General features: G+C 64.9%; 2 protein-coding genes (1 of these 2 only partly in view). Both read right to left on the reverse strand.

Features of this window, described 5'->3' with window-relative positions; genetic code table 11:
- Nucleotides 1–1431, reverse strand: a complete 1431-nt coding sequence (locus tag FX982_RS22210; protein WP_172612616.1) for an aspartate aminotransferase family protein — start codon at nucleotides 1429–1431, stop codon at nucleotides 1–3.
- On the reverse strand, nucleotides 1424–16501 hold the 3' portion of the coding sequence (locus FX982_RS22215) for a non-ribosomal peptide synthase/polyketide synthase (RefSeq protein WP_254074851.1). The gene runs 1107 nt beyond the window's last position; 15078 of the gene's 16185 nt are visible here — the last part of the coding sequence; the start codon falls outside the window, past its right edge — the gene reads right to left on this strand; its stop codon occupies nucleotides 1424–1426. The genes FX982_RS22210 and FX982_RS22215 overlap by 8 nt, the downstream gene beginning before the upstream one ends.

Genomic DNA, 16501 nt, shown 5'->3' on the forward strand with positions numbered 1-16501 from the left:
TTAACGGTGTTTAACAGCCGCTGAAACGGCGGCGGCAAAGATGTCGCCGATCTGGTCGATCTGCGCGGCGGTGACGATCAGCGGTGGCAGGAAACGGATGACCGACGAGTGCCGCCCGCCCACTTCGATGATCAAGCCGCGCTGCAGGCATTCACGCTGGATGGTCGAGGCCATCGCACCGCTGTGGGGGAAGTGGCCGAGGGCGTCGGGGAGGCCGTCGAGATCGACCATTTCCACCCCCAGCATCAAGCCCATGCCGCGCACATCGCCCATCTGCGGGAAGTCCTTCTGCAATGAGCGCAGGTGCCCGATCAGGCGCTCGCCCATGGCGGCGGCGTGCAGGTCCAGCTGCTGTTCGCGGACGATGCGCAGCGTGGTGGACCCGGCCACCATCGCCAGCTGATTGCCACGGAAAGTGCCGGCGTGGGAGCCCGGTTTCCACACGTCCAAGGACTTGTTGTAAACCACCACCGCCATGGGTTGGCTGCCGCCGATGGCTTTGGACAGCACCAGCACGTCCGGGACGATGCCCGCGTGTTCGAAGGCGAACGGCTTGCCGGTGCGGCCCACACCACACTGGATCTCGTCGAGAATCAGCGGCACCCCGGCGTCGCGGGTGATGCGGCGGATTTCCCGCAGCCAGTTGGCCGAGGTCGGCACCACACCGCCCTCCCCCTGCAGGGTTTCCAGAATCATCCCGGCCGGCGGCAACACGCCGCTCTCCGGGTCAGTCAGCTGGTTCTCGATGTAGTGCAGGCCGATGCGCTCGCCCGCTTCGCCACCGACGCCGAACGGGCAGCGGTAGTCGTAGGGAAACGGCAGGAACTGCGCGCCGCCGGCCATGCCGTCCAGGTAGGTCTTCGGCCCGAGGTTGCCCATCAGCGCCAGCGCGCCCTGGGTCATGCCGTGGTAGGCGCCGTGGTAGGCCATCAGGTTGCTGCGCCCGGTGGCCGTGCGCACCAGTTTCAGCGCCGCTTCCACCGCATCGGTGCCGGCCGGGCCGCAGAACTGAATGCGCGCGTCCTTGGCGAATTCCGCCGGCAGCAGGGCGAACAGCTCGTTGATGAAGTCGTCCTTGGCTTCGGTCATCAGGTCCAGGGTGTGCAGCGGACGCTGACCGTCCAGGGTGGCGCGCATGGCCTGGATCACCTCGGGGTGGTTGTGCCCCAGCGCCAGGGTGCCGGCGCCGGCCAGGCAATCGATGAACCAGCGCCCTTCGCTGTCCTGCACGTGAATGCCCTGGGCGCGCTTGAGTTCCAGGGGGATGCGCCGCGGGTAGCTGCGCGCGTTGGATTCCACGGCGGCCTGGCGCTCCAGTCGCGGGGTCGGCGCAAAGCGGTAGTCGGCGTTGGCCACGGCGGCGTCCGGGCTGCTCGACAGCGCCTCGCTGTGGCGGGCGGCAATCGGCGTCACGTTGTGTTGGCTATGCATGTTCGTGCTCCTGGAAATCGTGGGAATGAGGGCGTTCGTTGACTCGCGCGAGGGCCTCGGCAAGCTGAGTGATGAACAGCTGATCACGGACGATCGAAAGGTGGTCGGCGTCGATCCAGGCCGAAACCTGCAAGCGAACACCCATGCCCTGCTCCAGAAGAGCCGGTGCGTTATCGTTATTTTCCGGCGAGCGCTCGGCCCACCAGGCGTAGACCGGCACGCTGAGGGCGTGGATCTCGCGGCATTGATTGGCCAACTGGCGCATATGCCGCTCAACGCCTAGCAACTGTTGCCAGTGGGCGTCGGCTTCCAGGCCTTCATCGCCGTCAACAGCGTCAAGGGCCACGCTTTCCGGCACCGCAGGACGCGGCTGGCCGGCGCCCGGCACGTAGCCGTCGATCAGGCCGACGAATTCCACGCGCTTGCCGAGTCGGGTCAGCAGTCGCGCCATTTCCAGGACCATGGTTCCGCCCATGGACCAGCCGATCAGCCGGTAGGGGCCGGACGGTTGCTGTTCAAGCAGCGCCTTGACGTAGTCCCGGGCCATTTGCTCGATAGAACTGTCGCGCCACTGGCCGTCCAGCACCTGACGGTTCTGAATGCCCCAGACGTCCCATTGCGCGGACAGCCGCCGGGCCAGCGCGTAGTAGCCGACCACCGTGCCGCTGACCGGGTGCACACAGAACACCGGCGGCTTGTCGCTGGCGCCGCTGCTCAGACGAATCAGCGGATTCGGCGCGCCGTCGCGGCTGACAGGCTGGCTTTGCGATGGAGCAGATTGCGGTGCAGCCGGCTGCGCAGACGGCAGGCTTTCCAGTAACGCCACCAACCCCTCGCGATAGGCCGTTTGCAGGCGTTCGATGGTCTGGCGCTGGTAACGCTGACCACTGAAACGGAAAGTCAGCCCCAGTTGCCCGGCAAACACCTGACCGTTGATTTCCAGCTCGCGGTTCAGCGGCGTGGACGGGTCGACCAGCGCGCCAGCCGAGGCCTTCGACGGCGAGAAGCGGCCATCGCCCAGGTCCTGATCGAACTGACCGAGGTAGTTGAACACCACCTTGGGTTCCGGCAGCGCGGCCAGTGACGGGCGCGCCGAATCGTTGCCCAGATAGCGCAGCAGGCCGAAGCCGACGCCCTTGTCCGGCAAGCCCCGCAGGCTGTCGCGCACCCCGATCAGGGACTGCCGGATATCGGCAGCGGCACGCACCCGCAGCGGGAACAGACTGGTGAACCAGCCCACCGTGCGGCCCACATCCAGGCCGTCAGCCAGAGCTTCGCGGCCATGGCCTTCTAGCGCGATGAGCGTGTCGGACTGGCCACTCCAACCCTTTAGCGCGTCGGCGAGCACCGCCAACAGGATTTCATCGGTGCGCGCGCCCAGTGCAGCCGGGGCTTCGCGCAGCAAGCGACGGGTCAGGCCGGCGTCCAGCAGCAGTTCGCACTGCTCAAGGTCCTGTTGCGTGGCGCGGCCCTCAGGGTGGTCCACCGGCCAGAGCGGCTCGGTGCTGCCGACCTGTTCTCGCCACTGCAAGACTTCGGCCTGGCGCTCAGGCGCCTGTGCCGCATCGACCAGATGCTGCGCCCAGCGCTGGAAGCTGCTGGATTTCGGCCCGAGATCAACCGCACTGCCCGAAGCGACCTGGGCGTAAGCCCGCGCCAGATCCTCCAGCAGCACCCGCCACGACACGCCATCGACCACCAGGTGATGGGCGACCAGCAACAGTTTTTGCCCTTCCGGCATCTGCGCCAGCACCACGCGCAGCAGCGGGCCGTTTTGCAGATCAAGGCTGCGCTGGGCCCGTTCGCACAGCGCAGTCATGGCGCGGTCGTCGGCCACGTCACGCAACCAGAGACTGTCGGCTGCCGGTGTTGCTCGATACTGCTGCTGCCAGCGACCGTCGGCGTGCTGATGGAAACTCTGGTTCAGGGCATCGTGATGACTCAGCAGCGCGGCCAGCGCCTGGCTCAACAATGGCGCCTCCAAGGAACGCTGCACGTCCAGCAACAACGCCTGGTTGAAGTGCGCGCGGTTGCTCATCGGTTGCTCGAAGAAATGCGCCTGAATCGGCGTCAACGGCAGCTCGCCAGTGGGCGCGTCTTCGATCAACAGCGCTGCGCTGGCCTCAATGACCGTCAAGCGCAAAGCTAGATCCTTGAGCCGCGGATGGCTGAACACGTCTTTGGGCAGCAGCTTGAAACCGACCTGACGCAGACGGGTGATGACCGCCAACGACTGGATCGAATCGCCGCCCAGCTCGAAGAAGCTGTCCTGACGGCTGATGGTTTCGACGCCCAGCAATTGCTGCCAGATCCGCGCCAGCTCGACTTCGCGCTCACCTTCCGGCGCTTCGAAGGCCTGACTGCCGAGCTGCGGATCAGGCAATGCATTGCGATCGAGCTTGCCGTTGGGCAACTGCGGCAAGCGCTCCATGACCACGATGTGCGCCGGCACCATGTATTCCGGCAGGGTGTTTTTCAGCTGCTGCTTGAGGCTGTCTTCAGCCAGACCGTTGCCGCCGACATAGCCGAGCAACTGCTTGCCGTTGCCTTTGTCACGCACGATCACCAGCGCTTCACGTACGCCGTCGCAAGCCTTGAGCGCCGCTTCAATCTCGCCGGCCTCGATGCGGAAGCCACGGATTTTGATCTGGTGGTCGATACGGCCGAGGTATTCCAGCAGCCCTTCGCTGTTCAGGCGCACGCGGTCGCCGCTGCGGTAGAGGCGTTCACCGGCGCGGAACGGGTGCGGCAGGAAGCGTTCAGCCGTTGCGCCCGGACGATCCAGATAACCCCGCGCCACGGCACCGCCGAGGTACAGCTCACCGGCAATGCCCTGGGGTAGCGGATTGAGGTCCGCGTCCATCACGTAGCCCTGACGATCGCCGACCAGATCACCAATCGGCGCGTAGGCCGTGTTGAAATCAGCGGTCTCGGCGGAGGCCAGCCACAAGGTCGGTGTGACCACGGTTTCCGTCGGGCCGTAGCCGTTGATGATCCACAGCGGCTGCAAATTGCGGATCACGTCGTGAAGCATCTCGCGGCTGAAGGCTTCGCCGGCGAAGCAGTAGGTCTTCACCCCCGGCCCCTTGCCCTGCACCCCAGCCCAGTCAGAGAGCTGACGCAGGTAGCTCGGCGGGAATGAGGCGACGGTGATGCCTTCGCGGATCAGCGTGTCGTAGGTTTGCTCAACGCTCCACAATTCCTGATCGCGGAGCACGACGCGAGCGCCGTAACACAGCGGCATCATCCAGCCTTCGTGGGCGCCGTCGAAGCTGATCGACAGGAAGTGGAACTTGCGGTCCTCCGGGGTAAAGCGGTAACGCTCGCCGATGGTCTGGATGTGCATCGAGATGTCGGCGTGGGCGATGGCCGCACCTTTGGGCTTGCCGGTCGAGCCTGAGGTGTAAATCAGGTAGGCCAGTTGCTGCGGATGAATCACCACATCCGGCGCTGTCACCGGCTCGGACGAGCAATCCAGTTGGTCGATATTCAGCAGCGGCACATCACCCACCGGCACGCGATCCAGCGCCGCGTCATGGCTGATCAGCAACTTAACGCCGCCGTCTTCCAGCATGTAGCGCAGGCGCTCGGTCGGGTAATCCGGGTCCAGCGGAATGTAGGCGCCACCGGCTTTCAGCACGGCATAAAACGCCAGCCACAGATCAATTCCGCGCTCCATCGCGATTGCCACCCGCACTTCGGTGCCAATGCGCCGGGCCCGCAACGCGTGGGCCAGTTGGTTGGCACGACGGTCGAACTCGGCGAAGGTCAGGCGCTGTTCGCCATGGACCAGCGCGATGGCGTCAGGTCGGATGCGCGCGTGGTCGGCGATCAGCTCATGAATCGGCCGATCCACGTAAGGCGAAAACGGCGGCGTGTTCCATTGATCCAGCGCGGCCAGGTCGGTCTCGCCGAGCAACGGCAAGTCGCCGATGGCAGCTTCAGGTTGCGCGCAGATCGCCCGCAGCAGCGTGACCAGTTGCTCGAACAAACGCGCCACGGTCGACGCGTCGAACAGGTCGGAGGCGTAATCGAGGTAGCCACTGATGCGGCCGTCGCGGTGTTCGAAGGTGCCCAGCACCAGGTCGAATTGCGCGCCCTTGATGTCCCACTGGCGGGCTTCGCAGCTCAGGCCGTCGAATTGCAGCAGGGACAGATCCGGCTGCTGCTGGTGGTTGTAGCTGACCTGGAACAGCGGGTTGACGCTCAGGCTGCGCGCCGGTTGCAGCGCTTCCACCAGTTGCTCGAACGGCAGGTCCTGATGGGCATGGGCGCCGAGCAGGTTGTCCTTGACCTGGGCGAGCAGCGCGGTGAACGGCTGGTCGCCGCTGACCTGGGCGCGCAGCACCAGGGTGTTGACGAAGAAGCCGATCAGGCCTTGGGTCTGCACCTCGGCGCGGCCGGCCACCGGCACACCGATGCGCAGGTCGCGCTGGCCGCTGAGGCGATACAGCAGGGTGTCGAACGAGGCCAGGAACAGCATGAACAGCGTGGCGTCGTGGGTTTTCGCGGTCTGGCGCAGCGTGTCGGCCAGTTCTTGCGGCAGCACGAAGGCGTGGCGCCCGCCCTTGCCATCGCGGTCGGCCGGACGCGCACGGTCCGCCGGCAGTTCCAGCACCGGTTGCTCGTCACCCAATGCCTCGCGCCACCAGTTCAACTGGCGCTCGCGCTCGGCGCCGCTCAGGTGTTCGCGCTGCCAGCGGGCGTAGTCGGCGTAGTGCACGCTGAGCTCAGCCAACTGCACGTCGCTGCCTTGGGCGAAGCGGCGGTACAGCGCGGCGAAGTCTTCGAGCATGACCTGCACCGACCAGCCGTCGGAGATGATGTGGTGCATGCACAGCAACAGGCGCCATTGATCGTCCGCCACCCGCGCCAGGGCTACCCGCCACGGCGCGCGCTCGGCGTCGAGGTCGAAGGGCTGGTTCATGAACGCCTCGGCCAGCATGTCGAAAGCGGCATCCGGCGCAGCGTTGTCGCGCAGGTCGTGGCGGGCAATGTGCACGCTGCTGACCGGCAAAATCCGTTGCTGGGGCACCGCTTCGCCGCCGTGCATCGAGGACGGGCGGAAACAGGTACGCAGGGTTTCGTGACGGGCCGCCAGGGCGTCGAAGGTCTGCTGCAGGGCATCGAGTCTCAGCGCGCCGCTGAGGTTCAGCACGCACGGCAGGTTGTACGCGACGCTCTCGGGCTCCAGCTGCGCGAGAAACCACAGGCGTTGCTGGGCGAAGGACTGCGGCGCGAACTCCCGGTCGGTGCGACGCTGCAGAACCGGCATCGCTGCGGCGACCGCCTGGGTGTTCAGGTAGTGAGCGAGGTCAGCCAGCACCGGCGACTCGAACAGTGCACGCAGGGGCAGCTCACGTTTCAGGTCGCGGCGGATCTGCGCCACCAGTTGAATACCCAGCAGCGAATGCCCGCCCAAGGCGAAGAAGTTGTCCTGACGGCCGATCTGCGCGACGCCAAGCAGGTCTTGCCACAGCGCGGCCAGCTGGGTTTCGACGCCGGCCAGCGGCGCTTCGAAGGCCCGTTGCTGGATGTGTGGGTCGGGCAGCGCTTTGCGGTCGAGCTTGCCGTTGGCCGACAGCGGCAGGCTGTCCAGCGTGACGAAGTGAGCCGGGACCATGTAGTCCGGCAGGCGCTGTTTCAGTTGGCCGCGCAGGTGTTCTTCGTCGAAATCGTCGGCGACCAGATAGCCAATGAGCTGCATGCCAGTGCTGAGTTCACGGGCGATGACCACCGCTTCGCTGACCGCTGGGTGATCCAGCAGCGTCGCTTCGATCTCGCCGATTTCAACCCGCAGGCCGCGCAGTTTGATCTGGTGATCAAGACGGCCGAGGTATTCCACCACGCCGTCCGCATGCCAGCGCGCCAGGTCGCCGGTGCGATAGAGCCGCTCGCCGGTGCCGAACGGGCTGGCAACGAAGCGCTCGGCGGTCAGGCCGGGACGCATATGGTAACCGCGAGCGAGGCCGTCTCCGCCGATGTACAGCTCGCCGGGCACGCCGATGGGCTGAGGATTCAGGCGGCTGTCGAGGATGTGGATCTGCAGGTTGTTTATCGGGCGGCCGATGGGCACAGAAGCTCCCGGCTCATCAACGCAGGTCCAGTGGGTGACGTCGATGGCGGCTTCGGTCGGGCCGTAGAGATTGAACAAACCGGCATTCGGCAGGCGCTGCAAGGTTTCCCGCGCCAGATCGGCAGGCAAAGCTTCGCCGCTGCAGAGGATGCGTTTCAGGGAAGCACAACCGCTCAGATCGTCCTGGGCCATGAAGGCGCCGAGCATCGACGGGACGAAGTGCAGCGTAGTGATCTGCTGCTGATCGATCAGCGTTTTCAATACCAGCGGATCGCGATGATCCCCCGGCTGGGCGACAACCAGCCGCGCACCTACCATTAACGGCCAGAAGAACTCCCACACCGACACGTCAAAACTGAATGGCGTTTTTTGCAGCACGGCGTCCGATACGTCGAGTGCGTAGGCGTCCTGCATCCAGGCCAGGCGGTTGAACAGCGCTGCGTGGGTGTTGCCCGCGCCTTTCGGTTTGCCGGTCGAGCCGGAGGTGTAAATCATGTACGCCAGTTGTTCGGGGCGCAGCTCTACGACAGGCGCCGTGACGGGGTAACCCGCCAACGCCAGATGGTCCAGATTCAGTACCCGCAGGCCTTCCACAACCGGCAGATCAGCGATCACCCCATCGTGGCTCAGCAACAAACCAATCCCTGCGTCCTCGAGCATGTAAAGCAGACGATCAGCGGGATACTCGGGATCCAGCGGCACGTACGCAGCACCGGCTTTGAGCACCGCATACAGCGCAACCACCATTTCCACCGAACGCAACGCCGCCACGCCCACCAACGATTCCCGCCCTACGCCCTGCTCCCGCAGGTAATGCGCCAGCTGATTGGCACGCTGATCCAGCTCGCGATAACTCAACACCTCCTCGCCAAAGCGCAAGGCTTCCCGCTCCGGATGCGTCTGGGCAAGCCGCTCAAACTGCCGATGAACAAATGGCTCGGAATCCCAATCCCGCGCCGTGTCATTGACCAACGCCAACCGCGCACGGTCTTCAGCATCCAGCCACTCGAAGTCGCCAATCGCCGCGTCCGGCCGCCCGATCAACTCGGCAAACAGTTGCTCAAAGCGAGCATGCAAACGCTCGATGCTGCCGTGATCAAACAGATCCGTGGCGTAAGTCCACGACCCACCCACCCCGCCCTCGGCGTCCTCAAAGGTGTTCAGCGCCAGGTCGAACTGGCTGCTGCCGTCGTCGAGCGGCAGCACCTCGGCGCGCAGGCCGGGCAGACCTGACAGGGATTCAAAGTTCTGCTGCTGATGGTCGTAGGCCACCTGAAACAACGGGTTGTGGCTCAGGCTGCGCGCAGGTTGCAGCGCTTCGACCAATTGCTCGAACGGCAAGTCCTGATGGGCTTGCGCGCCGAGGGTCCGCGCCTTGGCCTGCTCCAGCACCTCGCAATAGCTCAGCTCGGCAGACACCTCGGCGCGCAGCACTTGGGTGCTGACGAAAAAGCCGATCAGCCCTTCAACTTCCAGCCGCGAACGGCCGGCAATGGGCACGCCAATGCGCAGGTCGTTCTGCCCGCTCAGGCGATGGAGCAACACTTGGTAAGCCGACAGAATCGCCATGAACGGCGTAACACCCTGCTGTCTGGCGAACTCACGCACGCGCTGGCTGAATGCGGCATCGAAGGCGAACAGCACGCGATCACCGCGATAGCTCTGCTGGGGCGGACGCGGTCGATCGGTGGGCAGCTCCAGCACCGGGTGCTCGTCCCCCAGTTGCTCGCGCCAGTAGTTCAGCTGTCGCTCGCCCTCGCCCGCCGCCAGCCATTGGCGCTGCCAGGCGGCGAAGTCGGCGTATTGCACCGGCAATGGCGTTAAGTTAGGCGCGCGGTTTTCCACGGCCGCGCGGTACAGCTCGCAGAATTCCTGCAGCAGCACGCGCACTGACCAGCCGTCCGAGATCAGGTGGTGCAGGCACAGCAGCAAACGCTGTTCGTCGTCTGCAACACGCACCAGTGCCAGCCGCCAGACCGGGCTGCTCGACAGATCGAAGGGGCGCCTGACGAAGTTTTGGGCCAGGGTGTTGAACGCGGCGTCGACATCCCCTTCATCACGGATATCCATCCGCTCAATCTGCACGGACCGGGCAGGCTCGACCTGTTGCATCGGCACGCCGTCGACCGTCAGGAACCGCGTGCGCAGCACTTCATGGCGCGCGGCCAGGCCGTCGAAGGCCGCCTGCAACGCAGCCTCGTTCAATTCGCCGCACAAGCGCACGGCGCCCGGCAGGTTGTAGGCGTGGCCGCCGGGTTGCAGCTGATCGAGGAACCACAAGCGCTGCTGGGAAAACGACTGCACGGCAAGGGCCTGCCGGCGTGGGGTCAGCTCAAGTTGGCTGGCCTCGGTGGATGCCAAATTCGCAATGCGCTGGGCGAAATCACTGAGGCGCGGCGCGTCGAACAGCACCCGCAACGGCACGCTCAATTGATGCTCATGACGCAGCCGGGAGATCAGCTGCATCGCCAGCAGCGAGTGGCCGCCGAGTTCGAAGAAGTGATCGTTGCGGCCCACGGCGTCGATGCCCAACAGTGGCTGCCACAGCGCCGCCAATTGCTGTTCAAGCACCGTTTGCGGCGCCTGATAATCGCTGGAGATCACCTGCGGGTCAGGCAGCGCGTTGCGGTCGAGCTTGCCGTTGGGCAACTGCGGCAGGCGTTCCATGACCACGATGTGCGCCGGCACCATGTATTCCGGCAGGGTGTTTTTCAGCTGCTGCTTGAGGCTGTCTTCAGACAGGTCATTGCCGCCGACATAGCCGAGCAACTGCTTGCCGTTGCCTTTGTCACGGACGATCACCAGCGCCTCACGCACACCGTCGCAGGCCTTGAGTGCTGCTTCGATTTCGCCGGCCTCGATGCGGAAGCCACGGATTTTGATCTGGTGGTCGATACGGCCGAGGTATTCCAGCAGCCCCTCGCTGTTCAGGCGAACGCGGTCGCCGCTGCGGTAGAGGCGTTCACCGGCGCGGAACGGGTGCGGCAGGAAGCGTTCAGCCGTTGCGCCCGGACGATCCAGATAACCCCGCGCCACGGCACCGCCGAGGTACAGCTCACCGGCAATGCCCTGGGGTAGCGGATTGAGGTCCGCGTCCATCACGTAGCCCTGACGATCGCCGACCAGATCACCAATCGGCGCGTAGGCCGTGTTGAAATCAGCGGTCTCGGCGGAGGCCAGCCACAAGGTCGGTGTGACCACGGTTTCCGTCGGGCCGTAGCCGTTGATGATCCACAGCGGCTGCAAATTGCGGATCACGTCGTGAAGCATCTCGCGGCTGAAGGCTTCGCCGGCGAAGCAGTAGGTCTTCACCCCCGGCCCCTTGCCCTGCACCCCAGCCCAGTCAGAGAGCTGACGCAGGTAGCTCGGCGGGAATGAGGCGACGGTGATGCCTTCGCGGATCAGCGTGTCGTAGGTTTGCTCAACGCTCCACAATTCCTGATCGCGGAGCACGACGCGAGCGCCGTAACACAGCGGCATCATCCAGCCTTCGTGGGCGCCGTCGAAGCTGATCGACAGGAAGTGGAACTTGCGGTCCTCCGGGGTAAAGCGGTAACGCTCGCCGATGGTCTGGATGTGCATCGAGATGTCGGCGTGGGCGATGGCCGCACCTTTGGGCTTGCCGGTCGAGCCTGAGGTGTAAATCAGGTAGGCCAGTTGCTGCGGATGAATCACCACATCCGGCGCTGTCACCGGCTCGGACGAGCAATCCAGTTGGTCGATATTCAGCAGCGGCACATCACCCACCGGCACGCGATCCAGCGCCGCGTCATGGCTGATCAGCAACTTAACGCCGCCGTCTTCCAGCATGTAGCGCAGGCGCTCGGTCGGGTAATCCGGGTCCAGCGGAATGTAGGCGCCACCGGCTTTCAGCACGGCATAAAACGCCAGCCACAGATCAATTCCGCGCTCCATCGCGATTGCCACCCGCACTTCGGTGCCAATGCGCCGGGCCCGCAACGCGTGGGCCAGTTGGTTGGCACGACGGTCGAACTCGGCAAAGGTCAGGCGCTGTTCGCCATGGACCAGCGCGATGGCGTCAGGTCGGATACGCGCGTGGTCGGCGATCAGCTCATGAATCGGCCGATCCACGTAAGGCGAAAACGGCGGCGTGTTCCAGGCGTGCATGGCGTCGATGTCGCCTTCGGTGAGCATCGACAGCTCGCCGATGCGCGCCTCGGGGAAGCGGCAGAGGCCGTCCAGCAATGCCTGAAAATGCCCGCACAAACGCTCGATCTGTTCGGCGCTGAACACGTTGCTGTGGTAGTTGACGTGAACGTGGGCGTGCTCGCCCGCCACCACCGCCAGGCTCAACGGGTAGTGGGTCTTGTCGCTGAGTTCGACGGAACCCAGGTTGACACCGTTGGCCTGCTTGTCCCGCAGCACCGCGTCCACCGGGTAGTTTTCGAACACCAGCAGGCTGTCGAACAGGTCACGGCCGGCGTGGCCCGCGTAACGCTGGGCCTCGAACAGCGGCGTGTGTTCGTGCTCGCGCAGTTCCAGGTTGTGGGCTTGCAGGTCATTGAGCCAGTCGCCGACCTTCTGCTGCGCTTGCGGCGCCTGCACCAGCGGCAGGGTGTTGATGAACAGCCCGAGCATGCGCTCGATGCCCGGCACCTGCGCGGAACGACCGGACACGGTGGCGCCGAACGCGACCCGCTGCTGCCCGGTGTAGCGCTGCAACAGCAGGACCCAGACCGCTTGAATCAGCGTGTTGACGGTCACGCGCTGACGGCGGGCGGCGCTGTTCAGCAGTTCACTGTTCAGATCCATGGAGGTGACCCGCACCTGATTCGGCAGCGGCTCGCCGGTGCTGGAGGTCGGCGCGGTCAGCGCCGCCGCCATCATCGTCGGCTGGTCGAAGCCGGCGAGATGGTTCTGCCAGAAGGTCTTGCTGCCCTCGGCATCGCGGCTCAGCAGCCACTCCACGTAGTCGGCGTAATGCCCGGCGGGTTGCGGCGTGGCGTCGGACATTGCCGCCTGAATCACATCGCCCAGCACTGCGGCACTGCTCCAGCCGTCAAGCAGAATGTGGTGGAAGGTCCAGACCAGTTTCCACAGCGTCTCGCTTTGGCGAACCAGCAGCACGCGCATCAGCGGCGCGGCGTGCAGGTCGAAGGGGGCTTCACGCTCGTTCGCCAATACATCGGTCAATACCTGATCGCTGTCGCGCAGGTCCAGCTCCCGCACCACCAACGCCGCATCACGACGGATCAACTGCACCGGCTGTTCGCTGCCAGGCACGCGCAGGAACGCCGCACGCAGGATCGGATGACGCTGAACCGCCGCCGCCCACGCCGATGTGAAGCGCGCCACCGGCAGGTGCTCGATGTCCAGCGCGACCTGATTGATGTACAGGTCGCGGGCGCTGCCGGTGTCGACGACCTCGCTGCCGCTCAGCTCGGTGTGAAACAGCAGGCCTTGTTGCATCGGGGTCAGCGGGTACAGTTGTTCGATGTCCCAGGCGGCGACCGGCAGTGCGTCGAGTTGCACCTGAGTCAACGCCAGCGCCGGGAAATCCGAGGGGGTGACCGCAGCGTGGCGGCGGCAGTGTTCGATCACCTCGTCCAGCGCTTCGCCGTAGGCATCAAGCAGGCGTTGAATCGACGCCGACTCATGGCGCTCGCCGCTGAAACTGCAGGTCAGGCTGAACTGGCCGCCACGGATTCGCGCATCAATGGACAGCTCGCCATTGAGCGGCGCATCGGCGGCGCGCTGGGCACCGCTGCCCTCCTCGGCCAGATTGAAAAGCCCGCAGCTGTGTTGCAGCCGCCCCATGTAATTGAACAGCACGCAGCCGTCCAGCGCCGGCAACGCTTCGCCACGCAGGTGGCGCAACAGGCCATAACCGAGCCCGCCGTTGGGCACGGCACGCAGGGTTTCCTTGGTGTGTTTGAGTGCAGCATCGAGGTCGTCGTGGGCGTGCAGGCTGACCGGGTACAGGCTGGTGAACCAGCCGACGGTGCGCGCCGGATCAACGCCGTCGAACAGGTCTTCGCGGCCGTGGCCTTCCAGGGCGATCATCGCCTGGGCTTCGCCGCTCCAGCGCTTCATTGCACGGACCAGCGCGGTCAACAGCAGGTCGTTGATTTGCGTGCGGTACGCCGCCGGCGCCTCGCTGATCAGCTTTTCGGTACGAGCAGCGTCCAGTTGCAAATGCAGCTGACGCACATTGCCTTGTCGCGCTTCGCCCTGGGGATTGCCGCAAGGCAATGCGGCGGCCGAGGGCAGATTGCGCCAGTAATCAGCTTCCGCCAGCACGGCGTCGCTGTAGGCGAAATCCAGCAGGCGGTTGGCCCAGCGCTGGAACGATGCAGTCTTGTCGCCGAGGTCGAGGGTGAGGCCCGCTTGCGCCTGGGTGTAGGCGTTTTGCAGGTCTTCCAGCAGGGTGCGCCACGACACGCCGTCGACCACCAGGTGATGCACCACCAGCAACAGACGCTCGCCGCCTTCGGCCAGGGCGAAATGCACGGCGCGCAGCAACGGGCCGTCCCTCAGATCGAGGCTGGCCTGGGCTTCGTCGCAGGCTGCGGTCAGCTCGTTCAGAGGGATTTCACGCTGCCAGACCAGGCCGTTTCGGGTCTGCTCGTCAGTAGAAAGCTCTGCACGATAGCGTTGCTGCCACTGGCCGTTGTCCTGCTGCACAAACCTCATGCGCAGGGCGTCGTGATGGTTTACCAGCGCGTGAAGGGCCTGGGTCAGCGCCGGAAGGTCCAGCGCTTCACTCGGGTTCAACAGCAGCGACTGGTTCCAGTGGCTGCGGTTGCGCATTGGCTGCTGGAAGAACCAGTGCTGAATCGGCGTCAGCGGGATGTCGCGGTTCAGCTCGATGCGCTCAACCGCAGGCGTTTCCTGACTGACCACCTGAGCGACCTGGGCCAGCTCGGCGATGGTCTGGCGTTCGAACATCTGCCGGGGCGACAGCACGATGCCGGCCTTGCGAGCGCGGGAAATGATTTGCAGGCTGAGGATCGAGTCGCCGCCGAGGGCAAAGAAGTTGTCCTGGCGACCGATTTGCGCGACGCCGAGCAGGTCTTGCCACAGCGCGGCGAGCTGGGTTTCGACCCCAGACAGCGGCGCTTCGAAGGCACGCTGCTGGATCTGCGGGTCTGGCAGTGCCTTGCGGTCGAGCTTGCCGTTGGCCGACAGCGGCAGGCTGTCCAGGGTGACGAAGTGCGCCGGGACCATGTAGTCCGGCAGGCGTTGTTTCAGTTGGATCCGCAGGTGTTCATCGTCGAAATCGTCGGCGACCAGATAGCCGACCAGCTGCATGCCGGTGGCGAGTTCACGGGCGATGACCACGGCTTCGCTGACCGCTGGGTGATCCAGCAGCGCCGCTTCGATTTCGCCGATTTCCACGCGCAAGCCGCGCAGCTTGATCTGGTGATCGAGACGGCCGAGGTATTCGACTACACCGTCGGCGCGCCAGCGGGCCAGATCGCCGGTGCGATACAGGCGCTCGCCTTTACCGAATGGGCTGGCGACAAAGCGTTCAGCAGTCAGGCCCGGACGCAGGTGATAGCCGCGAGCCAAACCGTCACCTCCGATGTACAGCTCGCCCGGCACGCCGACGGGTTGCGGGTTGAGACGGCTGTCGAGGATGTGGATCTGCAGATTGGCGATGGGGGCGCCGATGGGTACGGAAGCGCCCGGTTCATCAACGCAGGTCCAGTGGGTGACATCGATGGCCGCTTCGGTCGGGCCATACAGATTGAACAGGCCGGCGTTGGGCAGGCGCTGCAGGGTTTCCCGCGCCAGTTCGGCAGGCAACGCTTCGCCGCTGCAGACGATCCGTTTCAGGGAGGCGCAGCCGCTCAGATCGTCCTGAGCCATGAAGGCACCGAGCATCGACGGGACGAAGTGCAGCGTGGTGATCTGCTGTTGTTCGATCAGCGTCTTCAACACCAGCGGATCGCGGTGATCCCCCGGTTGAGCGACAACCAGACGCGCGCCGACCATCAACGGCCAGAAGAACTCCCAGACCGACACGTCGAAACTGAATGGCGTTTTTTGCAGTACCGCGTCGGTGGTGTCGAGGGAATAAGCGTCCTGCATCCAGGCCAGACGGTTGAACAGCGCCGCGTGAGTGTTGCCCGCGCCCTTGGGTTTACCGGTCGAGCCCGAGGTGTAAATCATGTAGGCCAGTTGCTCGGGGTGCAGATCAACCTTAGGCGCGGTGACGGGATAAGACGTCAACGCCAGATGATTCAGATTCACCACCTGCAGGCCTTCCACAACCGGCAGATCGTCGATCACCGCATCGTGGCTCAGCAGCAGACCAATTCCGGCATCTTCCAGCATGTAGCGCAGACGATCAGCGGGATATTCAGGGTCCAGCGGCACATAGGCGGCACCGGCTTTCAGCACCGCATACAGCGCAACCACCATCTCCACGGAACGCAACGCCGCGACGCCGACCAGCGACTCCCGGCCGACGCCCTGCTCCCGAAGGTAATGCGCCAGTTGATTCGCGCGCTGATCCAGCGCCTGATAACTCAGCAACTCATCGCCAAAGCGCACCGCCCCCCGCTCGGGATGCAGCTGCGCCAGCCGCTCAAAGTGGCGATGAACAAAGGGTTCGGAATCCCAATCCCGCGCCGTGTCATTCACAGCCAGCAACTGCGCGCGGTCTTCAGCATCCAGCAACTCGAAGTCGCCAATCGCTGCATCCGGCCGCTCCAGCAACGCGGCGAACAGCTGCTCGAAACGCCCATGCAGCCGCTCGATGCTGCCGTGATCAAACAGATCCGTGGCGTAGTTCCAGTTGCCCGCCAGTTCACCCGCGGCGTTTTCCCAGGTGTGCAGCGCCAGGTCGAACTGCGCGCTGCCGTTGTCCAGCGGCATCAGCGTGGCGTTGAGGCCGGGCATCAATTGCAGCGCTTCGTCCTGGCGTTGCTGGTGGTTGTAGAGCACCTGAAACAGCGGGTTGTGGCTCAGGCTGCGTTCTGGCGCCAGGGCGTCCACCAGTTGCTCGAACGGCAGGTCCTGATGGGC

It is taken from the genome of Pseudomonas graminis (genome assembly GCF_013201545.1).
Lineage (GTDB): Bacteria > Pseudomonadota > Gammaproteobacteria > Pseudomonadales > Pseudomonadaceae > Aquipseudomonas.